At 65.5% G+C, this 24,001-nt stretch carries 23 protein-coding genes, 1 pseudogene and 1 riboswitch; of the genes and pseudogenes, 13 read left to right on the plus strand and 11 right to left on the minus strand.

What is annotated here, in order from left to right; translation table 11 throughout:
• The first annotated feature begins 45 nt into the window (after positions 1 to 45).
• From METUNV1_RS17285 to ruvA, 5 genes are all read left to right on the plus strand, one after another.
• A complete protein-coding gene (locus METUNV1_RS17285) occupies positions 46 to 453 on the plus strand; it encodes a PTS sugar transporter subunit IIA (RefSeq protein ID WP_008064018.1) in 408 nt (135 codons plus the stop codon).
• Positions 440 to 709, plus strand: a complete 270-nt coding sequence (locus METUNV1_RS17290; RefSeq protein ID WP_008064019.1) for an HPr family phosphocarrier protein — start codon at positions 440 to 442, stop codon at positions 707 to 709. Before METUNV1_RS17285 ends, METUNV1_RS17290 begins: the two co-directional genes overlap by 14 nt.
• 1 nt (position 710) lies before the next feature.
• Positions 711 to 2,459, plus strand: coding sequence for a phosphoenolpyruvate--protein phosphotransferase (ptsP, locus tag METUNV1_RS17295; protein WP_008064020.1), 1,749 nt, complete (start codon positions 711 to 713; stop codon positions 2,457 to 2,459).
• 5 nt (positions 2,460 to 2,464) lie between these two features.
• Positions 2,465 to 3,001: a crossover junction endodeoxyribonuclease RuvC gene (gene ruvC / locus METUNV1_RS17300; RefSeq protein WP_008064022.1), complete on the plus strand. Its 537-nt coding sequence runs from the start codon at positions 2,465 to 2,467 to the stop codon at positions 2,999 to 3,001.
• A gap of 131 nt (positions 3,002 to 3,132) precedes the next feature.
• Entirely contained in the window at positions 3,133 to 3,708 is a 576-nt protein-coding gene (gene ruvA, locus METUNV1_RS17305; protein WP_008064024.1) for a Holliday junction branch migration protein RuvA, read from the plus strand.
• Positions 3,709 to 3,827: 119 nt separating this feature from the next.
• Here ruvA and METUNV1_RS17310 read toward each other — a convergent pair whose 3' ends face one another.
• Both METUNV1_RS17310 and METUNV1_RS17315 read right to left on the minus strand, forming a co-directional pair.
• On the minus strand, positions 3,828 to 4,970 hold the full coding sequence (locus tag METUNV1_RS17310) for an EAL and HDOD domain-containing protein (protein ID WP_008064026.1): 1,143 nt from the start codon (positions 4,968 to 4,970) through the stop codon (positions 3,828 to 3,830).
• Between the two features lie 8 nt (positions 4,971 to 4,978).
• Positions 4,979 to 5,992, minus strand: a complete 1,014-nt coding sequence (locus METUNV1_RS17315) for a CDP-6-deoxy-delta-3,4-glucoseen reductase (protein ID WP_008064028.1) — start codon at positions 5,990 to 5,992, stop codon at positions 4,979 to 4,981.
• Positions 5,993 to 6,014: 22 nt separating this feature from the next.
• On the opposite strand from METUNV1_RS17315, the gene METUNV1_RS17320 reads away from it, so the two are divergent.
• From METUNV1_RS17320 to METUNV1_RS17345, 6 genes and pseudogenes are all read left to right on the plus strand, one after another.
• Positions 6,015 to 6,953: an SDR family oxidoreductase gene (locus METUNV1_RS17320; protein ID WP_269746547.1), complete on the plus strand. Its 939-nt coding sequence runs from the start codon at positions 6,015 to 6,017 to the stop codon at positions 6,951 to 6,953.
• 11 nt (positions 6,954 to 6,964) lie between these two features.
• Complete coding sequence (locus METUNV1_RS17325; RefSeq protein ID WP_008064040.1) at positions 6,965 to 7,393, plus strand: CopD family protein; 429 nt, start codon at positions 6,965 to 6,967, stop codon at positions 7,391 to 7,393.
• A 3-nt stretch (positions 7,394 to 7,396) separates the two neighbouring features.
• Entirely contained in the window at positions 7,397 to 8,644 is a 1,248-nt protein-coding gene (locus METUNV1_RS17330) for a THUMP domain-containing class I SAM-dependent RNA methyltransferase (protein WP_193374325.1), read from the plus strand.
• Between the two features lie 47 nt (positions 8,645 to 8,691).
• Entirely contained in the window at positions 8,692 to 9,069 is a 378-nt protein-coding gene (locus METUNV1_RS17335) for a hypothetical protein (RefSeq protein ID WP_139026401.1), read from the plus strand.
• A gap of 171 nt (positions 9,070 to 9,240) precedes the next feature.
• Complete coding sequence (locus METUNV1_RS17340) at positions 9,241 to 9,624, plus strand: c-type cytochrome (protein ID WP_008064044.1); 384 nt, start codon at positions 9,241 to 9,243, stop codon at positions 9,622 to 9,624.
• Positions 9,625 to 9,837: 213 nt separating this feature from the next.
• Positions 9,838 to 9,981 (plus strand): annotated as a pseudogene (locus METUNV1_RS17345) (transposase); the annotation flags it as partial.
• Between the two features lie 293 nt (positions 9,982 to 10,274).
• On the opposite strand, the gene METUNV1_RS17350 reads toward METUNV1_RS17345, so the two are convergent.
• Genes METUNV1_RS17350 through METUNV1_RS17360 form a run of 3 tightly spaced genes read right to left on the minus strand, consistent with a single transcriptional unit; the run spans position 10,275 to position 15,286 of the window.
• Positions 10,275 to 11,645, minus strand: coding sequence for an RHS repeat-associated core domain-containing protein (locus tag METUNV1_RS17350; protein ID WP_197315221.1), 1,371 nt, complete (start codon positions 11,643 to 11,645; stop codon positions 10,275 to 10,277).
• A 52-nt stretch (positions 11,646 to 11,697) separates the two neighbouring features.
• Positions 11,698 to 12,057 (minus strand): hypothetical protein, encoded by a 360-nt coding sequence (locus tag METUNV1_RS17355; protein WP_008064048.1) that lies wholly within the window; start codon positions 12,055 to 12,057, stop codon positions 11,698 to 11,700.
• 25 nt (positions 12,058 to 12,082) lie between these two features.
• Positions 12,083 to 15,286: a DUF6531 domain-containing protein gene (locus METUNV1_RS17360; RefSeq protein ID WP_158005296.1), complete on the minus strand. Its 3,204-nt coding sequence runs from the start codon at positions 15,284 to 15,286 to the stop codon at positions 12,083 to 12,085.
• A gap of 557 nt (positions 15,287 to 15,843) precedes the next feature.
• A riboswitch (SAM riboswitch) is annotated at positions 15,844 to 15,922 on the plus strand.
• 85 nt (positions 15,923 to 16,007) lie between these two features.
• On the opposite strand from METUNV1_RS17360, the gene metH reads away from it, so the two are divergent.
• Positions 16,008 to 19,691 (plus strand): methionine synthase, encoded by a 3,684-nt coding sequence (gene metH, locus METUNV1_RS17365; protein ID WP_008064051.1) that lies wholly within the window; start codon positions 16,008 to 16,010, stop codon positions 19,689 to 19,691.
• A gap of 92 nt (positions 19,692 to 19,783) precedes the next feature.
• Positions 19,784 to 20,284 (plus strand): GNAT family N-acetyltransferase, encoded by a 501-nt coding sequence (locus tag METUNV1_RS17370; protein ID WP_232416299.1) that lies wholly within the window; start codon positions 19,784 to 19,786, stop codon positions 20,282 to 20,284.
• Between the two features lie 37 nt (positions 20,285 to 20,321).
• Here METUNV1_RS17370 and METUNV1_RS17375 read toward each other — a convergent pair whose 3' ends face one another.
• From METUNV1_RS17375 to ycaC, 6 genes are all read right to left on the minus strand, one after another.
• Positions 20,322 to 20,945 (minus strand): 3'-5' exonuclease, encoded by a 624-nt coding sequence (locus tag METUNV1_RS17375; protein WP_008064055.1) that lies wholly within the window; start codon positions 20,943 to 20,945, stop codon positions 20,322 to 20,324.
• Positions 20,942 to 21,310: an arsenate reductase (glutaredoxin) gene (gene arsC, locus METUNV1_RS17380; protein WP_008064056.1), complete on the minus strand. Its 369-nt coding sequence runs from the start codon at positions 21,308 to 21,310 to the stop codon at positions 20,942 to 20,944. The genes METUNV1_RS17375 and arsC overlap by 4 nt, the downstream gene beginning before the upstream one ends.
• Positions 21,311 to 21,389: 79 nt before the next feature.
• A complete protein-coding gene (locus tag METUNV1_RS17385; RefSeq protein WP_008064057.1) occupies positions 21,390 to 21,788 on the minus strand; it encodes a cupin domain-containing protein in 399 nt (132 codons plus the stop codon).
• Positions 21,785 to 22,237, minus strand: a complete 453-nt coding sequence (locus tag METUNV1_RS17390; protein WP_008064059.1) for a carboxymuconolactone decarboxylase family protein — start codon at positions 22,235 to 22,237, stop codon at positions 21,785 to 21,787. The genes METUNV1_RS17385 and METUNV1_RS17390 overlap by 4 nt, the downstream gene beginning before the upstream one ends.
• 43 nt (positions 22,238 to 22,280) lie before the next feature.
• Complete coding sequence (gene sigJ / locus METUNV1_RS17395) at positions 22,281 to 23,186, minus strand: RNA polymerase sigma factor SigJ (protein ID WP_008064060.1); 906 nt, start codon at positions 23,184 to 23,186, stop codon at positions 22,281 to 22,283.
• A gap of 116 nt (positions 23,187 to 23,302) precedes the next feature.
• Positions 23,303 to 23,926: an isochorismate family cysteine hydrolase YcaC gene (gene ycaC / locus METUNV1_RS17400; protein WP_008064061.1), complete on the minus strand. Its 624-nt coding sequence runs from the start codon at positions 23,924 to 23,926 to the stop codon at positions 23,303 to 23,305.
• Between the last annotated feature and the right edge of the window lie 75 nt (positions 23,927 to 24,001).

The following is a 24,001-nucleotide window of genomic DNA, read 5'->3' on the forward strand; positions in this document are numbered from 1 at the left end:
CGTCGCTCCGCATAGAATGCAGCCTCGACACGGAGACCTCGCACCATGATCGGGCTGTTCCTGATAACCCACAGCAGTTACGGCGAGTCGCTGATCCAGTGCGCCTGCCACGTGCTCAACACGCGGCCGGCCCAGATCGCGCAGCTCGGCGTGTCCGGGCAGGACGATCCGCTCGATCTGCTGCCGATGGCGCGCCGGCTGATGTCGGTGGTCGACAGCGGCGAAGGCGTGCTGCTGCTGACCGACATTTTCGGTGCCACGCCGGCCAACCTCGCACTCAAGCTGTGCGAGCCGGACCGGGTGGAGGCGGTCGCCGGCGTCAATCTGCCGATGCTGCTGCGCACGCTCACCTACCGTGAGCGCGAGGATCTGCACGGTCTGGTCAACAAGGCGGTCAGCGGTGGCCGCGACGGAGTGATGGCGATGAAGGTGGGGCGCGATGCCAAGACGTGAGATCGAAATCACCAACAAGCTCGGCCTGCACGCGCGGGCCTCGGCCAAGCTCACCCAGGTCGCCAGCCGCCACGGCTGCGAGGTGTGGCTGGAGCGCGATGGCCGGCGCATCAACGCCAAGAGCATCATGGGCGTGATGATGCTGGCCGCCGCCAAGGGGACGGTCATCGTGATCGAAACCGAAGGCGCGGACGCCGATCAGGCCATGAGCGCGCTGGTGGCGCTGATAGAGGACAAGTTCGGCGAGGGCGAGTGAAGTGACCTTCACGCTGCATGGCCTGGCGGTGTCCGGCGGCATCGCCATCGGTCACGCCTATCTGGTGTCGCATGCGACGCTTGAAGTGGCCCATTACACCGTGACCGCGCGCAAGGTCGAGGACGAAGTCACCCGGCTGGGCAAGGCCTTCGACGCGGTACGCGTCGAACTGTCCGAACTGCGCAGCGGACTGCTGACCGACAGCACCGAAGCCCGAAGTGAGCTGCTGGCTTTCGTCGATCTGCACAGCATGATCCTCGACGATCCGACGCTGTTCGACGAAGCCTGCGAATACGTGCGCAGCCGCCGCTGCAACGCCGAATGGGCGATCAAGCGCCAGATGGACCGCCTGGTCGAACAGTTCGAACAGATCGACGACGCCTATCTGCGCAGCCGCAGTGCCGACGTGGTGCAGGTGGTCGAGCGCGTGATCAAGGCGCTGGCCGGCAAGCGCAACCGCATGAGCACCCGCCGGCGCGACACCGACAGCATCGTGGTGGCGCACGACCTGTCGCCGGCCGACACGATCCAGTTCAAGGCGCAGCGCATCGCCGCCTTCGTGACCGATCTCGGCGGCGCCACCTCGCACACCGCCATCGTCGCGCGCAGCCTCGCCATTCCGGCGCTGGTCGGCATGCACCACGCGCGCACGCTGATACAGGACGACGACCTGCTCATCGTCGATGGCCTGCGCGGCGTGCTCATCATCAATCCGGACGAGCGCATCCTCGACGAATACCGGCTGCGCGCCCGCGAGATCGAGATCGAGCGTTCCAAGCTCAAGCACCTCACGTCGGCGGTCGCCACCACGCTGGACGGCGAACAGGTGCAGCTGTTCGCCAACATCGAACTGCCGCAGGACGTCGAACAGGTGAAGGAAGTCGAGGCCGACGGCATCGGCCTGTTCCGCACCGAATTCATGTTCCTGAACCGCGACGCGCTGCCGGACGAGGACGAACAGTTCGAGGCCTATCGCAGCGTGGTGCAGGCGATGAAGGGCAGGCCGGTCACGCTGCGCACGCTGGACATCGGCGCGGACAAGGCGCTGCGCGGCGCCGAGCGCAGCGAAGCCAATCCGGCGCTGGGTCTGCGCGCCATCCGCTACTGCCTGGCCGAGCCGCGCATGTTCGTCACCCAGCTGCGCGCCATCCTGCGCGCCGCCCACTACGGCAAGGTGCGCATCCTGCTGCCCATGGTGGCTTTCCAGCATGAGATCGAATCCGCCTTCGCGATGATCGCGCTGGCCAAGCAGCAGCTGCGCGAAGCCAACCGCAAGTTCGACGACCGGGTCGAGGTCGGCGCCATGGTCGAGATTCCGGCGGCGGCGATGGCGCTGGGCACGCTGATGAACCACTTCAGCTTCCTGTCCATCGGCACCAATGACCTGATCCAGTACACGCTGGCCATCGACCGTGCCGACGAAGCGGTGGCCCATCTGTATGACCCGCTGCATCCGGCGGTGCTGCGGCTGGTGCAGCAGGTGATCGCCCAGGCCAAGCGGGTGGGCATGCCGGTGGCCGTGTGCGGCGAAATGGCCGGCGAACCGCAGTTCGCGCGCCTGCTGCTGGGCATGGGTCTGCGCCAGTTCTCGATGCATCCGTCGCAGCTGCTGGAAGTGAAGCGCGAGGTGCTGCGCTGCGACTGCGGCGACGTGGCGCCGCGCGTGATCAAGCTGCTGCGCTCGGACGATCCGATCCGCATCCGCGAGCAGCTCGAGCGCATCAACGCCGGCAGCACGCCGGTGCAGTGAGCCGCATGCGCATCCTGGGCATCGACCCCGGCCTGCGCATCACCGGCTTCGGCGTGCTCGAGGCCGAGGGCGCGCAGCTGCGCTACGTCGCCAGCGGCCGCATCACCTCGAACGAACGCGAGCCGCTGCCGTCGCGCATCGCCACGCTGTTTTCCGGCATACGCGAAGTGGTCGATACCTGGCAGCCGACGCATGCCGCGGTCGAAATCGTGTTCGTGAACGTGAATCCGCAATCCACGCTGCTGCTGGGCCAGGCGCGCGGTGCCGCGCTGTCGGCGCTGACCGCCACCGGTCTGCCGGTGGCCGAATACACCGCGCTGCAGGTGAAGCAGGCGGTGGTCGGCCACGGCAAGGCGAACAAGGACCAGGTGCAGTACATGGTGGCCCGCCTGCTCGCGCTGGCCGCAGCCCCCGGCGCCGACGCCGCTGACGCGCTGGCCTGCGCCATCTGCCATGCGCACGCCGCGCGCGGCATGGGCGCCCTCGGTGGCCCGGGCGCCCGCCGCCGCGGCGGGCGTATCATCGCGCGTCGCCCGGCCTGAATCCGGGCGTGGCGAACCCGCCGCGTGCAAGGCGCTTTCTTCTGCTCACGGCCAGAGTCGCGGCGGTGGCGCCGCTCCCTCGGCAGCGCACCCCCTGACCCGGCACCCCATCCGTCCACCCAGGAGTCCTCATGATCGGTCGCCTCACCGGCACCCTGCTGGAAAAGAATCCGCCCCGCATCCTGCTCGACGTGCAGGGCGTGGGCTATGAAGTCGATGTGCCGATGAGCACCTTCTACAACCTGCCGGCCACCGGCGAGCGGGTGACGCTGCACACCCATTTCGTGGTGCGCGAGGACGGACACTTCCTGTTCGGCTTCGGCGGACCGGCCGAACTGGCCGCCTTCCGCCAGCTGGTGAAGATCAGCGGCATCGGCCCGCGCATGGCGCTGGCGGTGCTGTCCGGCATGTCGGTCGATGAACTGGCGCGCGTGGTGGCGGCGCAGGAGGCGGGCCGGCTCACCAAGATTCCGGGCATCGGCAAGAAGACCGCCGAGCGGCTGCTGCTGGAACTGCGCGACAAGCTGATGCCGACGGTGTCGCTGGCGTCGGCGGTGGCGCCGGACGCCAACGCCGACATCCTGAACGCGCTGATGGCGCTCGGCTACAGCGATCGCGAGGCGCAGGCGGCACTGAAGACGCTGCCGGAAGGCGTCAGCGTGTCCGACGGCATCCGGCAGGCGCTGAAGGCGCTGTCCAAGGCCTGAGCCGGCGGCGGGCCGCAACCGAGCCGGATCTCGGCGCAGCGGCCCTGTTCGGGCGGATGCGGTGGCCGCAGCGGGCGGGGTCTGCTGTCAGCGCCCCCCCGCAGCCACGGGCTCCGCGCTCAGAACTCGAGCGAATCCGCGAACTTCAGCGCGCTGAGCTGGGCGCGATTGACTGCGTCCGGCCGCAGGCTGAGCGACTGGGTCAGTTCGGCCAGCGCGTGGGCGGTGGGCTCCTCGCAGGCGCGCGCCAGTTTCAGGAAGGGCGTGTAGGCGCCGTCGCGGCCGAGCAGCGCGTCGCTGATGCGCTCCGGCAGCGTCATTTCCTCCAGCACCGCTTCCATCGGCGCGCCGAGCAGGCGGTCCAGCAGCGAGAAGGCGCCGGTGATGAAGAGGTTGTCGTGCTCCTCACGCGGGAAGAATTCGGCGCCCAGCACTTCCATCAGCCGGCCGCGCGCGATCGCGGCCTGCATCAGCGCCGGCGCGGACGGGTCCTTGGCCGCGGTCACCAGCAGCAGCGACAGCCACTTGTTCAGCTTTTCGTAGCCGAGGATGACCACCGCGTGGCGGAAGGACTGCACCTCGCACATCAGGCCGAAACCGGCCGAGTTGATGTAGCGCAGCAGCTTGAAGGACAGCGCCACGTCCTGCTTGAGCGCGGTTTCGATCTTCTGCACGTCGGCGTTGTGGCGCACCAGGTTCAGCACGCGCACGATCTGCGCGTGGCCGGGCGCCAGCTTCTTGCCGGCCGCGGCCTGCAGGCCGGCCTTGAAGAACCAGCCGGTGGCGCCGCCGTAGCCGGCTTTTACCGCGGCGTCGAAACCGGCCACGTCCTCGATGCCGGTAGCCAGCGGAATGCCCGCCACCTGGATGGCCGACGGCTGCACGCGGGCATCCGCCATCACGAAACGGAAATTCAGCCCGGCCGGCAGGCCGATGCCGGCCTTGTAGTCGGACAGCACCAGCGGCAGGCCGGCCTGGGCCAGCTGGCCCACCGCCGCTGCGGTGACCGGGTCGGCCAGCGACGGCGCGTTCACCTCCAGCATGGCGCCTTCCGGCGCGATCCAGTCGGCCAGCGTGGCGTCCGGCGTGCAGCCGGCCAGCCCGACGAACACCGGGCGGGCCAGCGGCCAGTCCTCGCCCAGCGCTTCCAGCGCGTGGACCGCGGTGGCGCAGTCGGGGGCGTGTACCCGCATGCGGGTGGCGGTGATGGCGCGCTGCTTGTTGACGACCGGTTCGCGGGTCAGGAAGACGTTCTGGCTCATGAAGTGGGTCAGGTCGAATAGGTGAAGGAATCGGCGTGAAAGTGCTCTATCGGCAGCGCGCACTGGCGGGTGAAGTCGTCCCTGGCGGCATCGATCATGGCCGGACCGCCGCAGGCATACACCTGGTGGCCGGACAGGTCGGGCAGGTCGGCCATCACCACCTGATGGACCAGACCGGTACGGCCGGTCCAGGCGTCGCCGGCAGCCGGCTCGGACAGCACCGGCACGTAGCGGAAGCCGGGCAGGGCGGCAGTCCAGCTTTCGGCCAGTTCATGCATGTACAGGTCCTGCTTCGTGCGCGCGCCCCAGTACAGCGTGATCGGCTGCGTGTAGCCCACCTTGATCGCGTGCTCGATCACCGCCTTCATCGGCGCGAAGCCGGTGCCGCCGGCCACCATGACCACCGGCCGCTCGACGTCCTCGCGCAGGAAGAAGCTGCCGTGCGGGCCTTCGAAGCGCAGGATGTCGCGCTCCTTCATGCTGTTGAACACGTGGCCGGTGAAATGGCCGCCCGGCACTTCGCGGATGTGCAGCGTGATGAACTCATCGTCGTGCGGCGCGTTGGCGATCGAGAAGCTGCGGCGCTTGCCTTCCTTGAGCAGGAAATCGATGTACTGACCGGCCAGGAACTGCAGGCGCTCGTTGGCCGGCAGCTTGAGCTTGAGCAGCATCACGTCGGGCGCGAGTTTCTGCATTTCCTGCACGCGGGTCGGCAGGGTGCGCACCGCGATGTCCTTCAGGCCGCCGACCTCGCGGCATTCCAGCACCAGGTCGGAGCGCGCGGTGGCCACGCAGAACAGCGCGTAGCCCTGGGTCTTTTCGGCATCGGTCAGCTTGCCGGCCTGATGCTGGCCGTAATCGACGGTGCCGGACAGGATCTTGCCCTTGCACGAGCCGCAGGCGCCGTTGCGGCAGCCGTAGGGCAGGTTGAAGCCGGCGCTGAGCGCGGCGTCGAGCAGGCGGGTTTCGGCATCGGTGGTGAAACAGTGCTGGCTGGGCTGGAGGGTGACCTGATAGGACATGGCTGCGTGAGACAATCCGGTAATGAACAGAACGAAACGGTCGCGACGGTCCGCCCCTGCTGCGTGGTGCGGCGCGCGGTCAAGACTGCTGATTGTAGGCTGTGGCGACGTCGCGCGTCGCGCCCTGCCCGCGCTGACGCGTCGCGTGCGCGTGCTGGCGCTCGTGCGCAGCGCCGAGTCGGCCGCTGCGCTGCGGCCGCTGGGCGTGCGCTGCGTAGCGGCCGATCTCGATGACCGGCGCAGCCTGCGACGCATCGCGTCGCTCGCCCGCTGGGTGTGGCATTTCGCGCCGCCGCCGAATTCCGGGGCAGCGACCGACCCGCGCAGCCGGGCGCTGGTCGATGTGCTGGCAGGCGCCGGCCGCGTGCGGCGGCTGTGCTACATCAGCACCAGTGGCGTGTATGGCGACTGCGCCGGCGCCGTGGTGCCGGAAACCCGGCCGCTCGCGCCGGCCAGCGCACGCGGCAAGCGGCGGGTCGATGCCGAGCGCGCAGTGCGCACGCTGGCGCGTCGCGGCGTCGCGGTATCCATCCTGCGCGCGCCCGGCATCTACGGGCCGGACCGCCTGCCGCTCGACCGCCTGCGCCGCGGCGACCCGGTGCTGCGCGCCGAGGACGACGTGCATACCAATCACATTGACGCGGCCGATCTCGCCCGGCTGGCCTGGGCGGCGCTGCACCGCGCGCGGGGCGGGCGTACCTACAACGCCAGCGACGACACCCGGCTGAAGATGGCCGACTATTTCGACCGCGTGGCCGATGCCTGCGGGCTGCCGCGCCCGCCGCGGGTGGCGCGCGCCGAGGCCGGCCAGCGGCTGAGCCCGATGACGCTTTCCTTCATGAGCGAATCGCGGGTGCTGGACAACCGTCGCATGAAGCGCGAACTGCGCCTGCGCCTGGCGCGGCCCGACGTCGACGCGGTGCTGGCCGCCGCACTGAATTCCCCTTCCACGACCTTCTGACCCTGTCGACCATGCAAAGCAGCTATCTGTGGGCCAAGGCCCTGCACATCGTTTTCGTCACCAGCTGGTTCGCCGGCCTGTTCTACCTGCCGCGCATCTACGTGAATCTGGCCATGCTCGGCCCGGAGGAGGTCGCGGTGCGCGACCGGCTGCTGCTGATGGCGCGCAAGCTGCTGCGCTTCATGGGGCCGCTGTCCGGCCTGGCGGTCGGTTTCGGCCTGTGGCTGTGGCTGGGCGAGGGCATTTCCGGCGGCTGGATGCACGCCAAGCTCACGCTGGTGCTGCTGCTGATCGGCTACCACCATTACTGCGCACGGCTGCTGCGCGACTTCGAAGCCGGGCGCAACACCCGCAGCCATGTCTGGTACCGCTGGTTCAACGAAGCGCCGGTGCTGGCGCTGTTCGCGGTCGTCATCCTGGTCGTGCTGAAGCCCTTCTGAGCCATGAATACGCCTTCGAACTCCCCCAGACCCGGCGTACGCGCCGTCCGCCGCGTGGTCCGCGAAGAACCTGAGCTGAAGCCGGGCCAGCACTTCTTCTCGCCCTGTCCGCGCGGTCTCGAACCGGTGCTGGCCGACGAACTGGCCGGTCTCGGCGCCGCCGACGTGAAGGTGGTGCCGGGCGGCGTCGGCTACACCGGCGACTGGAAGCTGGTCTATACCGTCAATCTGGAAAGCCGCATCGCCACCCGCGTGCTGTGGCGGGTCGGCCAGGGGCCGTACCGCAAGGAAGACGACATCTACAAGCTGGCGTACGGGCTGCAGTGGGAACGCTGGTTCAGCCCGAAGCGCACGCTGCGCGTCTATACGACCGCGGTGCGTTCGCCGCTGAAGAGCGTGGATTTCGTGACCCTGCGGGTGAAGGACGCGATCTGCGACCGCATGCGCGAACAGACCCGTCAGCGGCCCAGCATCGACACCGCCAGCCCTGACGTGCGCGCCCACGTGTTCCTGACCGACCGCGAAGCCACGCTCTACCTCGATACCTCGGGCGAGCCGCTGTACAAGCGCGGTTTCAAGGTGGCCGCGGTCGAGGCGCCGATCAAGGAGAACCTCGCCGCCGGCATCATCATGCTGTCCGGCTGGGACAAGGTGGAGCCCTTCTTCGACCCGATGTGCGGCAGCGGCACCTTCCTGATCGAAGCCGCGCAGATGGCGCTCGACATCGCGCCCGGCCTCGGCCGCGACTTCGCCTTCGAAAAGCTCACGCCGTTCAGCGCAGGGGTGTGGAGCACGGTGCGCGACGCCGCCGCCGCGCGCGCGCAGCCGCCGCGCGAGCTGCCGATCTTCGGCTCCGACATTTCCGGCCGCGAACTGGCGCGCACCAAGGAAAACCTGCAGGCGGCCAAGCTGCCCTGGGTGGTGAAGGTGGAGGGGGCGGACGTGCTGGACCGCAATCCGCCGGCCGACCACGGCGTGATGGTGACCAATCCGCCCTACGGTGTCCGGCTGGAAGATCAGACCGCGCTGCAGGCCTTCTACCCGAAGCTGGGCGACCTGCTGAAGCAGCGCTATGCAGGCTGGCGCTGTCACTTCATCACCGCCGATCCGGACTTCCCGAAGCTGATCAAGCTGAAGGCCAGCCGCCGCACGCCGCTGTTCAACGGTGCGCTGGAATGCCGGCTGTTCGAGTACCGCATGGTCGAGGGCAGCCTGCGCGGACCGAAGCCGGACGCCGCCGGCGAACCCTGAGGCCGGCCGGCAGTCTGATAGGGCATCGCCCTTGAAAGGACTGCCGGATGCGCTTCACGCCCTGCAAGACATGGATGTGCGCCGCGCTGGTCGCGTGCGCGCTGCCTGCCGCTGCCACCGAGCCGGCCGCCGCGAACGACTGGACGTTGGCCGGCCGCCTTGGCCTGATGCAGTTCATCGTGGTGCCCGAGGCCTCCGCGCGCGACCGCGACTATTACACCCGGGTGATCGAACAGAGTTGCGGCAAGGAAGAAACCTGCTTCCTGCGCTTCTTCACCAACAGCACCGGTGCCACGCCCACGGTGCCGCTGCCCGACGCCATCCTGGCCGAACCCACCGCCCTGTTCCAGCGCTCGATCAAGCAGGCGCGCGAACAGTTCCAGTGGAGCTGCCGGCTGCAGCTGGCGGAAGCGAACTGCTTCTGATCGTCGTAGCGCTTCGCGTGCGAAGCGATAGATGGCGCGTTGCAGCATGCGATTGATGCACATCAATCCCCTACGGCCTGCAGGGCCTTAGCGTGACGGCATGAGACGTCTCAACGGTTTCACGAACGCCGTCCGGACGCCATGCCATTCATTCATCAGGGGAGCTTCACCATGAAAACCATTCTCTGTGCGGTCGCAGCAGGCGCACTTTCGCTCACCGCCGGCAGCGCCTTCGCCGCCGACGCAGCCACCGACGCCGCCATGCTCAAGCTGGCCGGCAGCAGCGGCTGTACCGTGTGCCACAGCGTCGAACCGTCGACCAAGGCGGGCGAAAAGCCGGTCGGTCCGGCCTGGCGTGACGTCGCCGCCCGCTACGCCGGCAACAAGGACGCGCAGAAGACCCTGACCCAGACCGTCATGAAGGGCTCCAACCCCTACGACAGCCACTGGAAGGGCAAGGCCGCCGGCCTCGCCATGCCGCCCAACGCGGTTGCGATCAACGAAGCCGACGCCGGCAAGCTGGTGGGCTGGATCCTGTCGCTGAACACGAAGTGAGTAGAACAACGCTGGCCGGGTAATCCGGCCAGCGCTTGCCTGAATTTTTTGCAGAAATAAGTCGCTGATGGAGATAAAACCTCGAATTTTTGCGGATCACTCTCGAAAGGTGGCTACGTATTTGGGTTTCATCGAATCCGTTGCCTGAAGGTGAATCGCCCCGGGTTTTCTAGACACCCACCTGACTCAGAATGATGCTTCATGGAGGTGTGGATGGAAACGAAGAAGTCACAGCAACGCTTCACCGAGGAGTTCAAGGTCGAAGCGGTCAAACAGGTCACCGAGAAGGGCTTCGCGGTGGCCGAAGTTGTAGTGCGCCTGGGCGTGAGTGCCCATAGCCTGTACAGCTGGATCAAGCCAGCAACTACCACGCAGAGAGCGGGAAGAGGATTACTTTTTCGCCGTAGATTCAGGACAGTCAACGCGAATCGGCAGACCATCTTTCAAGTTGAAGAACTCCTGACAGTACACTCCATCTCGCTTCGCCGACCTGCGGCCCACATCGATAGCACGCCACAACTCAGCCAAGGAAGTCTCTCCATCTGAATCCCAATCCATCTCGGATATTGAGTAGCCCGTTTGCCAGACCAAGGTGGCCACGCCAACCAAGATCAATACTGCCAGCACTGCAATTGCAGCCAGAGACCGCTTTATCTTGCCCATGGCGCACTGCTCCCAGTCGATGGTCTGCTGGCAGGATAGAAGTTGTAGCTCTGACCAATTCCGCTGTTGATGAGGTTGTTGCCGAAGTTCACGGGCAGCGGCGTGAAGCCGCCCAGATTGATCCTTATGCTTTGCAAGCAATACTGAGCCGGGGCGCCACAATTGTTGGCTACCGCGTTGTAATTGCCCTGCGGATTTTTCAAGCAGGCTTCGAACTTCTTTTCTTGCTGCGGGGTTAGCTTCAGCATCGTACCGACACCGCTGCGAAAACTATTCATGCCCATGTACTGGCTTGTCTGTCCAGTCCACATACCATCAGGACCAAAGCTATATGTCGTCCCGTTGATGTTGACAGACACGTGACCGAAGGAGGACGAACCCCAGCCCGCAGGTTGCCAGATCACAACCTCAGACTCGAGTCCGAGCGGATCAACGAAGCTCAGTGGATTCCCATTGGCATATCTATAGGTGTTGATGCCGCCCACTACCCCAATCGGATCACTGGACAGATACCTCCCCAACCTCGGCACATAGTACCGATGCCAGTTGTAGTGCAGCCCCGACTCCTCGTCGAAGTACTGGCCCGGGAAGCGTAGATACACGTAGGTCTTCTGTCCGTTGCCGTCCGGGTCCTCATTGGGCAGCGTGTTGCCGTAGCCGTCCGACTCCCACCTCCACACCACCGTGCCCGTGCGCTCACGCGCCTGCCTCGGCGTGCCCAGGTGATCGAGTTCGTAATACACGATGCGACCGATCTCGTACCCGGTGTTCGTCGCGTTCGCCACGTACTCCACCTGACCGATCAGGTTCTCGTCTGACCACGCGTAGCTGCGCAGCGGCGTGCCCGTCTGCGTCGTCTCCGCGATCAGCCTGTCCTGATCGTCGTAGTGATACACCAGCGTCTTCGCCCCCTGAGGGGCCACCGCCGTCGTCACCTTTCTCGTGCGCCGGTGCTTGTGGTCGTAGTGGTAGGTTGCCCTGAGCTGTCCGCCCCGGCTCACCGTCTTCAGCCGCCCGGCGTCATCCCATGTGTAGCTGTTCAGACCGTCGTTCGTGATCTGACCCGCTGCGTCGAGCGTCACCGCTGCACCGTTGAGCGTCGCGATCCGGTTCGTGTTCGAGGTGTAGGTCGCCGTGGTCGGCGTGCCCGGTGCGCTGGCTCCGTCCGTCGTGCGGTTGCCGTTCAGGTCGTAGGCGTGATCCCGATTGCCGGTGTAGCCCGTCTCCGTATCCAGCCGCTGGATCTCGTCGTAGGTGTAAGCGCGTGCCCCACGTGGCGTCGTCAGGGTCTTCAGGTTGCCCAGTTCGTCGTACTCGTAGCTGTCCGCGCGCACCGCACCGGACAGCACGAGCGCCATGCACAGCATCCACGCGTACCCCAGTGCTCGTCTCATGGAAGGGCTCGCTGTCTTACTGGTTGGTCAGCGTCGTCGGCGCATCCGCCGCACCGTAGCTGCCCATGCCCGCGCAACTGGCTACCGCCGTGCTGCCGTAATACACCTGCAGCGTCTGTTGCGTCGTACGCGCCAGCAATGCCGCCGCATGCCAGCGCTTGCACGCTTCCGTCGGCACAGACTTCCACGCCGTCACCGTATTGCAGACCTGCACCGGATTGTTGTTCCACGCCGCCTTGATCCACACACTGCCATCAGCGTGTGCCGTCACCGCACTGACCAACCCGGTGCAGGTCAGCGTGGCCGCATGGACCGAACCCGCCGCCAACAACGACAGCCCCATCGCAGATGCCCAACACTTGATGCGAATCTTCATGCTCTTGTCCTTTCCCTGAATGTGCTTACGGCAACAGATCGTCGATCAACTGGCTCGGTGGAATCCCGATAAAGAGTGGTCTCATCGAAGTTTCGAAACGCGCTCTGAATGGGGGATACGGCTCAAACCGCATGCCCGCCCAATAGATTCCTACCGGTAGATCGGTTGATGTGCGCACTGTGTACGTGCCGCCGCTGTCGACGCGAGTCTCGCCGAGCTTGGTTTCGGGCGTACATGGCATAGACGGCGATTTGCAGATCATCAGAACTCCACGCACTTCTGCAGGGCTTATCGTGACCTGCACCTCAATAGCCTCTCCTTGTCGCGCGTATGCCTGTGTCCATTCGAATGACCACAGTGTGCCCGGCGATGCCAGCCGACCATCGATGAGCAGACCATCTTCATTGAACTCTCGCGATACGCCGACAGAGCCGGTCCCTTGCCCTGCGGCCATGCGAGAGGATGTCAGCGTGCCCGTTGCGTCATAGGAGAGGTCTGTTGCAATCGTGCTGACCGGCTGCCCTGCTCGTGTCATGTGCAACCATTTCATGTTTCCGATCTCATCTCGACCCGAATAAAACTGGAAACGGGTCGGATCCACCCACGAGAGCACCTGACCCGACAGATCCCGCACGTACTGCGTGACGTGTGTCTGCCCGGCTTCCATGCGCGTGGCTGACACCAGGTGGCCCTTGTCGTTGTAGCTGTAGGTCGTGCTGCCTGCGCCATCACTCACCGCGCACAGCCGCCCAACGCCGTGGCTGCATCCGGCTGAGGCGTCCCAGGTGTAGGTGACCGTCTCGCTCACGGCACCTCCCGCCGAGGGCCGGTAGCTCACGGTGAGTGGCCGGTTCAGTGCATCCCACGTGTAACCCGTCACCCGACCCACCCCGTCGGTGCGCTGGGTGACGTTGCCTGCTGCGTCATGCGTGTAGATCAGCGTGCCCCGGTCCGGGCTGATCTCCTGCGTGGTGTCGCCCAGACCACTGACCGTGAATTGCGTGCTGGCGCCGTTCGGTGCCGTCAGCGACTTCAGCTGGTCCTGGCCGTCGTACTGCGCCTGGGTGACACCGCGCACCGGTTGCTGCGCGTCGTCGATCTGCCGCAACCTGCCCAGCGCATCCCACTGGTAGTCCGTCTCGCGGTTCTTGGGGTCGATGAGCTTGTTCAGCCGGTTCATCGCGTCGTGACGCTGTTCGGTCACGTTGCCAGCCGAATCCCGGCGCTTCCACGGACGGCCCAGCAGGTCGTACTCGGTGCGCTGCTGGCGCGCGAGTTGATCGCCCGCGTCGGTGACGTCGACCTGCGTGACGTTGCCGGCCGCGTCCAGCGTGTAGTGCGTGCGGTTGCCCAGTGCGTCGGTGATGTCGGTCAGCCGGTGCGCGTCGTCCCAGGTGTAGTCGTCGTAGCGGCCATCGGGCCGTGTGTGCCGCTGCAGCAGCCCCGTGGGGTAGTAGCTCCAGCTCGTCGTCGCCCCGGCCGTGGTGCGGCTGGTCAGCCACCCTCTCGGGTGCCAGGTCTGGGTGGTGAGCACACCGTTCGGGTCGGTCATCGACAGCAGTCGCCCCGCCGCGTCGTACTGGGTGAAGGACCACACCTGCCCCAGCGCGTTGGTAAGCGTCTTGAGGTCACCCTTCGTCCAGTTCGCCGTGGTGTCCGGGTAGTACTCGTAGGTGGTCACATCGGCCACGTCGGTGCGCGGGCCATTGGCCGTGAGCATCTGGCCGTGGCGGTTCCAGGTGTAGGTCCAGATGCGCGGCGCCCCACTGGCCGTTGCACTGAAGCCCGCGCCGCCTGTGGTGTCCGTCGTCGCCTGTTCCACCTGCTTGCACAGCACGGCGATCGGGACCGTGTCATACACGTACGCATCACTCGGTGCGCAACTGGCAATGGCGCCGCCCGCAGTGGGGTCCGGCCTGCCGTGATACACCCAGGTGGTGATCTTGTTTGGACGGGCTTCTCTGACCTTAAGGTCCCACAGAGGATGCCACTCGGTGCTCGTCTTGCGCTGGCTCACCGTCGGGCTGTAGCCGGCCGGACTGGCCGGGCAGGGCTCTGCGGCAACCAAGCCTTCGATTTGATACAGCGCAAGTCTTCTATTCGGATCATTCCCGTAACAAACGGTGTTCCCTGCAAAGTCGACTTTTCGATAAACACGGGCACGTGTGTCACGCAGCACTGAAGAGGAAGATGCATCGCAACCCGGTGCCCCCGGTTGCGACGAGGTGGAGCGGTAGCGCGCGCCTACTGAAGACTGATAAGTGTGAGTTCTTGTGACATTCAGCGGGTCAGTGATATATGAAGTTCCACTGTTGTCATAAGAAATCTTGTAAGTACCAATCCCATTTTGTCGGCCGGTTTCAATGCCTCTGCCGCTGCTGTCGTATCTGAACGTCGAAAAACGGCGTCCGTCTTCTGATGTTGATCCGGTTAAAAGGTGTTTTCCCCAGTCGAGCGGCGCATTTTCAGGTTCTCCGTAGTGGTAGATGGTTTGTGATCCGTCATTCCATGTAACACCAGTCAAATTTCCATTGACATTCAAGTAGTCATTTTTTCCCGATGGGTAACGAACTCGGTTCAATACGCCGTTGGCGTCGTGTTGAAGCGTCAGTTGGCGCCCGAAGTTGTCCGTCGCTGAGTCCAGCGTTCCCGGGTTGGAGTCGCCGCCTTGTTCGATGTGGATGTTATAGTCTAGTACGGTGAAGGTACCGTCTGAGTACCGACGCTCGAGTAAAACGCCTGACGGACTGAATACGCTAAGGATACCTTCGGATACATCCAGAAGGCGCCACCCCGTTCTTGCTCCGGATGAATCCTTAAGCTCTATCAAGGGGTTCGAGTTGTCCAGTTCTCGCTTCCATTCATTTGATAGCAAATTGTATTTTACGGTCTTGCCGTCCGGCAGGGTAACGGTGGCGTAGTCGTAGGCGACGGCTATCCTGGTTGAGTAGTTGTGTGACCAACCCCAGCCGAGCTCGTTTTTTATCGTTAGCGGTCCGGAGTTGTAATACCTGTTGAATTCAAGTGTGCCGCTCCCTATTTGAGGCGTGTCTTTGCTTGTTTCAAATTTGTTCCCATTTGAGTCGTTAATCGGATTTCCGGTGCAGTTTGAGGGTGTGCCAAGTTCCTTGGGTGGGACAGAGGGTTCTGCTGTTCGGATGCTGGTGCTTCCATTGGAATAGGTGTCTCCGGCTCGTACTCGAACACGGACAGGAATAATCCACGGCAAGTAGGATGAAGGGTCGTAGTAGGCTTGCCCATTAGGGGTAATTGATACGATTTGCGTGCAATACCCTGGCATTTGCTCTCTGAGGATTGCCGTTTCTTTCGTTACCCTTTCTATTACCCCTTCTACTGAAGATGCCTCAAAGTGCGGTCCCGGCATTGGGCCTGCGCAGTTCCATCCCGGATTCCACCAGTAGTACAGTGGTGCACCATGTGTGTTTGATGACGCAAGCAATAGCACGCATAGAATCGCGGGGAGTGCTCTCATTTCGATTCTCATTTTGACATGCATCTGTGTCGGGATTGGAGGAATCATTTCGGGGGAGCAATCAAGCGCGCGTTGATCGTGGTTTGTAACAGATCAAGTTGCTTTTGGTATGTCACTGGCATGTTTGCTGCGTTCGTATTGTTAATCCATCAGACATGTTGCGTATTGCGGTTCGCGAGGTTATGTGTTGGAGAAGTTGATCCCAGTGTGCGGATGGGGCTGGCAGCTAGGCATCGGTTGGATCTCCGCCGGGCCGGGCGCTTGGCTTGACTTGTCCCCCGCACCCCCTTAAGGTGCGGGTCCGCGCCGATTTGAGCCTCCAGCTTGCGGGCGCGTTATAAATGCCGCTAAAGCGAGCTGCCCACGACCCGTCAGCACGCTTTCCGCGTCCGGCGGGTTTTTCGTTTCTGTCCCCGCCTTTCGATGATCACGGGTCGACGCTCCACGGAGAGACCCGATGATTCGTCCAGACTGCACCGAACAGCTCAAGGCCCTGATGGCCCGCCGCATCCTGATTCTGGATGGCGCGATGGGCACCATGGTGCAGAAGCACCGGCTGGTCGAGGCCGACTACCGTGGTACGCGCTTCGCCGATCACCCGAAGGACCTCAAGGGCAACAACGACCTGCTGCTGCTGACGCGGCCGGACGTGATCCGTGGCATCCACGCGGCCTACCTCGAGGCCGGCGCGGACATCATTGAAACCAATACCTTCAACGCGACCAAGATTTCGCAGGCCGAATACGGTCTGGAAGCCATCGTCCATGAGCTGAACGTCGAGGGGGCGCGCATCGCGCGCGAGGCCTGCGACGAATACACCGCGAAGAATCCGGACAAGCCGCGCTTCGTCGCAGGCGTGCTCGGCCCGACCTCGCGCACCTGTTCGCTGTCGCCGGACGTGAACGATCCGGGCTTCCGCAACGTCACCTTCGACCAGCTGGTCGAGGACTACGTCGCCGCGGCGCGCGGCCTGACCGAGGGCGGCGCCGACCTGCTGCTGGTCGAAACCATTTTCGACACGCTGAATGCCAAGGCTGCGCTGTTCGCGCTGGAACAGTTCTTCGACGAGGCCGGCCGGCGCTGGCCCATCATGATTTCCGGCACCATCACCGACGCCTCCGGCCGCACGCTGTCCGGCCAGACCGCCGAGGCGTTCTGGAACTCGCTGCGCCATTCGAACCCGATCTCCTTCGGCTTCAACTGCGCGCTCGGCCCGAAGGACATGCGCCAGCACGTCGAGGAACTGGCCCATCTGGCCGACACCCACGTGTCCGCCCACCCGAACGCCGGTCTGCCGAACGCCTTCGGCGAATACGACGAAACGCCGGCCGACATGGTGAATCACCTGCGCGAATGGGCGCAGTCCGGCTTCCTGAACATCGTCGGCGGCTGCTGCGGCACCACGCCGGACCACATCGCCGCGTTCGCGAAGGCGATGGACGGCATGCCGCCGCGTGCGGTGCCGGAGATCGAGCGCAAGCTGCGCCTGTCCGGGCTGGAGGCGTTCAACGTGGGCGCCGATGCGCTGTTCGTGAACGTCGGCGAGCGCACCAACGTGACCGGCTCGCGCGCTTTCGCGAAAATGATTCTGGAATCGCGCTTCGACGACGCGCTGGCGGTGGCCCGCCAGCAGGTCGAGAACGGCGCCCAGGTCATCGACATCAATATGGACGAGGCGATGCTGGATTCGGTCGCCGCGATGGAGCGCTTCCTCAAGCTCATCGCTTCCGAGCCGGACATTTCGCGCGTGCCCATCATGCTCGACTCGTCGAAGTGGAGCGTGATCGAAGCCGGCCTGAAGTGCATCCAGGGCAAGGGCGTCATCAATTCGATCTCGATGAAGGAAGGCGAGGCCGAATTCCTGCGCCAGGCCACGCTCGCGCGCCGCTACGGCGCCGCGGTCATCGTGATGGCCTTCGACGAGAAGGGCCAGGCCGACACCTATCAGCGCAAGACCGAAATCTGCCAGCGCGCCTACACGCTGCTGACCGAACAGGTGGGCTTCCCGCCGGAAGACATCATTTTCGATCCGAACATCTTCGCGATCGCCACCGGCATCGCCGAGCACGACAACTACGCGGTCGACTACATCGAAGCGGTGGGCTGGATACACAGGAACCTGCCGTACGCGAAAACCTCCGGCGGCGTGTCCAACGTGAGCTTCTCCTTCCGCGGCAACGACCCGGTGCGCGAAGCGATCCACACGGTGTTCCTGTACCACGCGATCCGCAACGGCCTGTCGATGGGCATCGTGAACGCCGGCCAGCTCGGCGTGTACGAGGACATCCCGCAGCCGCTGCGCGACAAGGTCGAGGACGTGGTGCTGAATCGCCACCCGGGCGCCGGCGACGCGCTGGTCGAGTTCGCGATCACGGTAAAGGGCCAGGCCAAGGAATCGACGCAGGATCTGGCCTGGCGTGAATGGCCGGTCGACAAGCGGCTGGAACACGCGCTGGTCAAGGGCATCACCGAATTCGTGGTCGAGGACACCGAAGAGGTGCGCGCGCGGCTGGAAGCCGAAGGCAAGCCGCCGCTGGCGGTGATCGAAGGCCCGCTGATGGCCGGCATGAACCATGTCGGCGATCTGTTCGGCGCCGGCAAGATGTTCCTGCCGCAGGTGGTGAAGTCGGCGCGCGTCATGAAACAGGCGGTGGCGCACCTGCAGCCCTATATCGAGGCGTCGAAAAAGGTCGGCGAAACCAAGGGCCGGGTCATCATGGCCACGGTGAAGGGCGACGTGCACGACATCGGCAAGAACATCGTCGGCGTGGTGCTGGGCTGCAACGGCTACGAGGTGATCGACCTCGGCGTCATGGTGGCCTGCGAACGCATCCTGCAGGCGGCGCGCGACCACAAGGCGGACATCATCGGCCTGTCCGGCCTGATCACGCCGTCGCTGGAAGAGATGAGCCACGTCGCGTCGGAAATGACGCGCGAAGGCTTCGACATTCCGCTGCTGATCGGCGGCGCCACCACCTCGCGTGCGCACACCGCGATCAAGATCGCCCCCAATTACGCGCACCCGGTGGTGTATGTGCCGGACGCCTCGCGCGCGGTCGGCGTCGCCACCAGCCTGCTGTCGAAGGACCAGCGCGCGGCCTATGCCGAAGAAGTGGCGGCCGACTACGTGAAGATCCGCGAACAGCACGCGGCCAAGAAGGGCCAGAAGCTGGTGTCGCTGAACGACGCGCGCGACAACGCCTACTGCTGCGGCTGGGGGACCGAGGTCATTCCGGAAAAGCCGAATACGGTCGGTCGTCAGGTGATCCTGGACCAGGATCTGGCCGCGCTGGTGGACTACATCGACTGGGGGCCGTTCTTCCAGACCTGGGAACTGTCGGGTCCGTATCCGGCCATCCTCGACGATGCTGTTGTCGGCGAAGAAGCGCGCAAGCTGCTGGCCGACGCGCAGGCCATGCTGCAGCAGATCATCGCCGGCAAGTGGCTGACCGCGCGGGCAGTGTACGGGCTGTGGCCGGCCAACAGCCGCGGCGACGACATCGAGTTCTATACCGATGAAACCCGGCTGAACACGGCCATGACCTGGCACAACCTGCGCCAGCAGCACGAGCGTCCGGCCGGCAAGCCGCATTACTGCCTGTCCGATTTCGTCGCGCCGCGCGCCAGTGGCGTGGCCGACTGGGCGGGGGCTTTCGTCGTCACCGCAGGCATCGGCATCGAAGCGAAGCTGGCCGAGTTCGAGAAGACGCACGACGACTACAGCAGCATCATGCTGAAGGCGCTGGCCGACCGTCTGGCCGAAGCCTTTGCCGAGTATCTGCACGCCAAGGTGCGTCGCGAGGACTGGGGTTACGCGCGCGACGAGCAGCTCGACAACGCCGCATTGATCGCCGAGAAGTACCGCGGCATCCGTCCGGCGCCGGGCTATCCGGCCTGCCCGGACCACACCGAGAAGGGCGATCTGTTCCGTCTGCTCGACGCAGAGGCGGCGATCGGCGTGTCGCTGACCGAAAGCTACGCCATGCTGCCGACCGCGGCGGTGAGCGGCTTCTACCTCGCCCACCCGGACGCGCAGTATTTCGCCATCACCAAGGTGGGTGCCGACCAGGTGGCCGATCTGGCGGCGCGCAAGGGTCTGCCCGAGCCGGTCATGAAGCGCTGGCTGGCGCCGGTGATCTGACCGACGGTCTGTGTCAGGCCGCGTGGCGGGCGTGCCCTGCCGCGCGGCCCTTGTAATACGAAGCGCGCCGGTGCGGCCGCTTCGATGAAACGATGAAACATGTATTGAGGCCGATGCAGGCGGCCGACGTCCCTGAAATCCTGCGCCTGCAGGCCGCGGCCTACGCCACGGCCGCCTTCGAACCGGAATCGGCCGCGGTCTATCTGAACCGCATGGCGCTGGCGCCCGACCTGTGCTGGGTGGCGGCCGATCCGCAGGGCGGGCTGCTCGGCTATCTGCTGTCCCACCCCTGGCATGCGGGCAAGCCGCCGGCGCTCGACACCGTGCTGGCGGCGCTGCCCCGTCCGGCCGCCCACTGGTATCTGCACGACTGTGCGGTCGATGCGCGTGCGCGCGGCGGCGGTGTCGCCGCGGCCCTGTATGAAGCCGCCCACGACGCGGCGGTGTGCCGCGGCCTGCGCGCCTCGGCCCTGGTGGCGGTTGGCCAGGCCGCCGCGTACTGGGGACAGCGCGGCTACCTGCCGGTCGATGCGCATCATGCGCTGGACAGCTATGGCGAAGGCGCCCGCTACATGACGCGCGCGCTCGGCTGATCAGCGGGAAATCGGTGCTTCGCCGGCGGACAGCGGCTCAGCTGTCCGGCAGCAGCGCCTGTCTTTCCTGCGCGCTCAGCGACAGCGTGCGATACACGCAGTAGGCGGCAAAGGCGTCGTTGGCGGCGTACAGCTTCTGTGCGTCGGTCAGCCGCGGCATGGCCCAGTTCGAGGTGGTGACCGCCTTGGACTTGCGGAAATTGCAGCCCAGCGTCAGCCCGACCGCGGCGCGCGCGCCCATCGAACTGTTGTAGCCGCGGCGGCGGAACACCGCGTCGAGGTCCAGCACCGCACGCAGCGTGGCCCCGAGGTTGGCGCGGATCTGTGCGCGGTCCGCGGACAGGCCGAAGCCCACTTTAAGCACACCCGGGTCTTCCAGCAGTGCGACGATGGCCGCGCGATGTGCCGGATCGCCGGCCTGCAGCAGCCAGGCGCGGTCGTGCAGCGCGAACTGCACCACATGCGGTCCGCTGCTCACTTCGCCCGGCTTGAAGGTGGGTTTCGATTCGGTGTCGAAGCCGGCCTCGCCGGCGCTGCGCAGCGCATCGATCGCGGCCGCCAGCGCGTCGGCGGTCGACGGCACTTCTATCCGTTCCAGCGTGAGCGCGGCGAACGGCGGGAGGGCGTCGGTTTCGGCCTTGGTCGGCCCCATCTTCCTCATGCCGCGGCCGCCGGCAGCAGCGACACGACGGTGTCCGGCGGGCGGCACAGCTTCGCGCCCAGCGGCGTCACGACGATGGGACGGTTCAGCAGCACCGGGTGTGCAGCGATGGCCGCGATCAGCGCGTCGTCGTCGAGCGCCGCGTTGTCCAGCCCCAGTTCGGCGTAGATCGCTTCCTTGCTGCGCATCAGGTCGCGCACCGGCACCTGACACGCGGCCACCAGCACCGCGATCTGGCCGGCGTCGAGCGGGGTATTCAGGTACTCGACCACGTGTGGCGTGATGCCGCGCTCGCGCAGGATGTCGAGCACGCCGCGCGAGTTGCTGCATTTCGGGTTGTGATAGACGGTGACGTCGAAATCCATGAGGGCGTCCGGTCGGAGTGAATGGCCGGACGATAGCAGAGCGCGCCGGCACCGGTCAGGCGCGGGCGCGCGCCGCGCCTCACTTCACCGGCAGCACGGCGGGCTGGCCGGCCTTCTTCACCATGAATACCGCGAAGCGCGCCGGTGCGCTCTGGCTGAGATTGCGCGCCTGGGTGTGGACGTCGCCCGGTTTTTCCTCGAACACGTCGCCCGGCTTGAGCCGCCGTTCCGGGCCGCCCTGCACCTGCATCAGCACTTCGCCTTCGAGCATGTAGACGAATACATGCGCGTCATGACGGTGAGGCGCGCTGATTTCGCCCGGGGCCAGCGTCACGACCAGCATGACGCCCTCGTCGAGGCCGGGCTGCAGCCTCTGGCTCAGCAGCTGTGCCACGCCGCTGCCGTGATCGTGCCCGGCGGCGAACACCGGCGCGGCCAGCGCCAGCAGCGATGCGGCCAGCCATGCGCGGGCTTTCATGCTGCCCTCCGTTCGACCGGCTGGCCCATCGAGATGGCAATGCGGTTCCAGGCGTTGATGGTGGCGATGGCGAAGCTGAGTTCGGCAATCTGCGCGTCCTCGAAATGGCGCTTCAGCGTGTCGAACTGTGCGTCGCTCGGCGCACCGTCGCCGATGCGGGTGAGCGTTTCCGCCCAGTCCAGCGCGGCGCGTTCGGCGTCGCTGAAGAAACCGCATTCGCGCCAGCCGGCCACCGTGTCCAGGCGCTGGCTGTCTTCGCCGAGGCCGCGCAGCGCAGTGGCGTGCATGTCCAGGCAGAAGGCGCAGCCATTCATCTGCGATACGCGCAGGTACACCAGTTCCAGCAGCGTCTTGTCCAGCTTGCCGTGACCGAGCAGGTCGGACAGCGAATACAGCGTCTTGTAGGCGTCCGCGGCGAGGCGGAAATAGGGCAGGCGCAGGCCGTGCATGAGTCGTCTCCGTTATCAGGGCGCACCGGAATCGGCGCGCTCATCAGCAAGACGCATCGGATGCCGCGCCTGTGACAGCCGGGTCGGCATTGAAGTCGGCGAGCTTGTCCGGGTTCAGCACCCCATACAGCGCGACCACGCGCTCGCCGTCGGTCACGATGGACAGTGTCGAGTGCAGCGCGCCCTCTCGAAAGCGCAGGATGGCCGGCTCGCCATTGACTATCCCCTCGCGCCATTCCAGACGGATGTCCGGGTTGCGCGCCACCGCGTAGTACAGCCAGGCGATGCGGGCGGCGCCCTGCAGTGGCTTGATCGTGGCCCAGGTCTTGCCGCCGCCGTCCGACACCGCAATCGCGTCCTCGGCCAGCAGGCTTTCTATGTCGTCGCGCCGGCCCGACTGCGCCGCCGCCATGAAGGCACGCAGTACCCGCAGATGAGCGGCGCGGTCGACCGTGAAGCGCGGCCTGTCCTCGCCGACGCGCGCCTTCGCGCGATGCACCAGCTGCCGGCAGGCCGCTTCGTTGCGCTCCAGCATCTTCGCCACTTCCGGGTAGTCGTAATCGAACACCTCGCGCAGCAGGAAGGCCGCGCGTTCGTCCGGCGTGAGACGTTCGAGTACCGCGATGAAGGCGATGGACAGGTTGTCGGCCAGTTCCAGCCGCGATTCCGGCGTGATCGGGTCGGCCGCGTCCAGCGGTTCCGGCAGCCAGGGGCCGACGTAGTGCCGCGTTTCCGCCTTGCGGGCGCGCAGGCGGTCCAGACTGAGCCGGGTCACTGTGGTGACCAGCCAGGCCTCGGCCGAGCGCAGGTCGTCCGGCGCCGATTCGTGCCAGCGCAGCCAGGCGTCCTGCAGCACGTCGTCGGCGTCGGCGCGCGAACCGAGCATGCGGTAGGCGATGCCCGTCAGGCGCTGGCGATGCTGATCAAAGGTGTGGGCGACGTTCGTCATCGTGCTCTCGGTGAGGGGCGGCGTTCTGTAGACGCTGAAGCACCGACCGGTGTGACAGCACCGGCCGGTTCCGCGCTCACATGCCGCGCACCGCGACGGCGGTGCGCGGAGGGCGCTCAGCCCTTGAGCGCGTTGTAGGTGGTGATCAGGTTGCGGTAGTCCGGAATGTGGTTGGACAGCAGCGTCGCCAGGCCTTCGACGTCGTTGCGCCAGTCGCGGTGCAGTTCGCACGCCACGCCGAACCAGTTGATCAGCTGGGCGCCGGCCTGCGACATGCGGTCCCAGGCGGAATGGCGGGCGATGTCGTTGAAGGTGCCGGAGGCGTCGGTCACGACGAACACGTCGAAGCCTTCCTCGATCGCCGACAGGGCCGGGAAGGCGACGCACACCTCGGTCACCACGCCGGCGATGAGGAGCTGCCTGCGGCCGGTGGCCTTGATCGCCTTCACGAAGTCCTCGTTGTCCCAGGCATTGATCTGGCCGGGGCGGGCGACGTAGGGCGCGTCCGGGAACATCTCTTTCAGTTCCGGCATCAGCGGGCCGTTCGGACCCTGTTCGAAGCTGGTGGTCAGGATGGTGGGCAGCTTGAAGTACTTCGCCAGATCGGCGGTGGCCAGCACGTTGTTGCGGAACTTGTCCGGATCGATGTCACGCACCAGCGACAGCAGGCCCGCCTGGTGGTCCACCAGCAGCATCACGGCATCGTCCTTGTTCAGCTTCTTGTAGGTCTTCGTGGTCATGGCAATTCTCCTTGCAGTTGAAGTGGGGTGCCGGTTGGGTGTCTTCAGGCTTCGTGGCATCCGGCGGAGGAATCC

The organism is Methyloversatilis universalis FAM5, from assembly GCF_000214035.2.
GTDB lineage: Bacteria > Pseudomonadota > Gammaproteobacteria > Burkholderiales > Rhodocyclaceae > Methyloversatilis > Methyloversatilis universalis.

Coding starts and splice junctions, on each gene's coding strand:
- METUNV1_RS17285 (WP_008064018.1), top strand. CDS start 46: ATGATCGGGCTGTTCCTGATAACCCACAGCAGTTACGGCGAGTCGCTG.
- METUNV1_RS17290 (WP_008064019.1), top strand. CDS start 440: ATGCCAAGACGTGAGATCGAAATCACCAACAAGCTCGGCCTGCACGCG.
- ruvC (WP_008064022.1), top strand. CDS start 2,465: ATGCGCATCCTGGGCATCGACCCCGGCCTGCGCATCACCGGCTTCGGC.
- ruvA (WP_008064024.1), top strand. CDS start 3,133: ATGATCGGTCGCCTCACCGGCACCCTGCTGGAAAAGAATCCGCCCCGC.
- METUNV1_RS17310 (WP_008064026.1), bottom strand. CDS start 4,970: ATGAGCCAGAACGTCTTCCTGACCCGCGAACCGGTCGTCAACAAGCAG.
- METUNV1_RS17315 (WP_008064028.1), bottom strand. CDS start 5,992: ATGTCCTATCAGGTCACCCTCCAGCCCAGCCAGCACTGTTTCACCACC.
- METUNV1_RS17320 (WP_269746547.1), top strand. CDS start 6,015: ATGAACAGAACGAAACGGTCGCGACGGTCCGCCCCTGCTGCGTGGTGC.
- METUNV1_RS17325 (WP_008064040.1), top strand. CDS start 6,965: ATGCAAAGCAGCTATCTGTGGGCCAAGGCCCTGCACATCGTTTTCGTC.
- METUNV1_RS17330 (WP_193374325.1), top strand. CDS start 7,397: ATGAATACGCCTTCGAACTCCCCCAGACCCGGCGTACGCGCCGTCCGC.
- METUNV1_RS17335 (WP_139026401.1), top strand. CDS start 8,692: ATGCGCTTCACGCCCTGCAAGACATGGATGTGCGCCGCGCTGGTCGCG.
- METUNV1_RS17340 (WP_008064044.1), top strand. CDS start 9,241: ATGAAAACCATTCTCTGTGCGGTCGCAGCAGGCGCACTTTCGCTCACC.
- METUNV1_RS17350 (WP_197315221.1), bottom strand. CDS start 11,645: ATGGCGCTCGTGCTGTCCGGTGCGGTGCGCGCGGACAGCTACGAGTAC.
- METUNV1_RS17355 (WP_008064048.1), bottom strand. CDS start 12,057: ATGAAGATTCGCATCAAGTGTTGGGCATCTGCGATGGGGCTGTCGTTG.
- metH (WP_008064051.1), top strand. CDS start 16,008: ATGATTCGTCCAGACTGCACCGAACAGCTCAAGGCCCTGATGGCCCGC.
- METUNV1_RS17370 (WP_232416299.1), top strand. CDS start 19,784: ATGAAACATGTATTGAGGCCGATGCAGGCGGCCGACGTCCCTGAAATC.
- METUNV1_RS17375 (WP_008064055.1), bottom strand. CDS start 20,945: ATGAGGAAGATGGGGCCGACCAAGGCCGAAACCGACGCCCTCCCGCCG.
- arsC (WP_008064056.1), bottom strand. CDS start 21,310: ATGGATTTCGACGTCACCGTCTATCACAACCCGAAATGCAGCAACTCG.
- METUNV1_RS17385 (WP_008064057.1), bottom strand. CDS start 21,788: ATGAAAGCCCGCGCATGGCTGGCCGCATCGCTGCTGGCGCTGGCCGCG.
- METUNV1_RS17390 (WP_008064059.1), bottom strand. CDS start 22,237: ATGCACGGCCTGCGCCTGCCCTATTTCCGCCTCGCCGCGGACGCCTAC.
- sigJ (WP_008064060.1), bottom strand. CDS start 23,186: ATGACGAACGTCGCCCACACCTTTGATCAGCATCGCCAGCGCCTGACG.
- ycaC (WP_008064061.1), bottom strand. CDS start 23,926: ATGACCACGAAGACCTACAAGAAGCTGAACAAGGACGATGCCGTGATG.